This is a genomic window from Bacillus sp. 165 (genome assembly GCF_017742235.1).
In the GTDB taxonomy this organism is placed as follows: domain Bacteria; phylum Bacillota; class Bacilli; order Bacillales; family Bacillaceae_G; genus JAGHKQ01.
This window is the reverse complement of sequence record NZ_JAGHKQ010000038.1, coordinates 1-747: the sequence shown is the minus strand read 5'-3', so window position 1 is coordinate 747 and position 747 is coordinate 1. Positions and strand designations below refer to the sequence as shown.

General features: G+C 52.6%; 6 tRNA genes and 1 rRNA gene. All 7 read right to left on the bottom strand.

The window, feature by feature from the left end:
• Positions 1–52 precede the first annotated feature (52 nt).
• Positions 53–126, bottom strand: a tRNA-Arg gene (locus J7Q84_RS18170).
• Between the two features lie 13 nt (positions 127–139).
• Positions 140–228: transfer RNA gene (locus J7Q84_RS18165), tRNA-Leu, on the bottom strand.
• A gap of 17 nt (positions 229–245) precedes the next feature.
• Positions 246–320: transfer RNA gene (locus tag J7Q84_RS18160), tRNA-Gly, on the bottom strand.
• Positions 321–328: 8 nt separating this feature from the next.
• Positions 329–409: transfer RNA gene (locus J7Q84_RS18155), tRNA-Leu, on the bottom strand.
• Between the two features lie 25 nt (positions 410–434).
• A tRNA-Gln gene (locus tag J7Q84_RS18150) sits at positions 435–509 on the bottom strand.
• Between the two features lie 34 nt (positions 510–543).
• A tRNA-Val gene (locus J7Q84_RS18145) sits at positions 544–619 on the bottom strand.
• Between the two features lie 3 nt (positions 620–622).
• A 5S ribosomal RNA gene (rrf, locus tag J7Q84_RS18140) occupies positions 623–738 on the bottom strand.
• Between the last annotated feature and the right edge of the window lie 9 nt (positions 739–747).

The window sequence follows — 747 nt, the reverse complement described above, 5'->3', positions numbered from 1 at the left end:
CCCTGGTCCCAAACCAGGTGCTCTACCAAGCTGAGCCACTTCCCGAAAACAACGCGCCCGAGAGGACTCGAACCCCTAACCTTTTGATCCGTAGTCAAACGCTCTATCCAATTGAGCTACGGGCGCATATTCTATATGATGGTGCCGAGGGCCGGGATCGAACCGGCACGGTAGTCACCTACCGCAGGATTTTAAGTCCTGTGCGTCTGCCAATTCCGCCACCCCGGCAGGACTTTTCAAATTATTGGAGCGGAAGACGGGATTCGAACCCGCGACCCCAACCTTGGCAAGGTTGTATTCTACCACTGAACTACTTCCGCATCGAAAGTGCGGGTGAAGGGACTCGAACCCCCACGCCAAAGGCGCCAGATCCTAAGTCTGGTGCGTCTGCCAATTCCGCCACACCCGCATTAAAATGTTAATTATAAATAAAATGGCTGGGCTAGCTGGATTCGAACCAACGCATGACGGAGTCAAAGTCCGTTGCCTTACCGCTTGGCTATAGCCCATTGAAATAATCTCTTACAAATTTCATAATTTATATGGTGGAGGATGACGGGTTCGAACCGCCGACCCCCTGCTTGTAAGGCAGGTGCTCTCCCAGCTGAGCTAATCCTCCATTGCCTAGCGACGTCCTACTCTCACAGGGACAAGGTCCCAACTACCATCGGCGCTGAAGAGCTTAACTTCCGTGTTCGGAATGGGAACGGGTGTGACCTCTTCGCCATCATCACTAGACCTATTAGA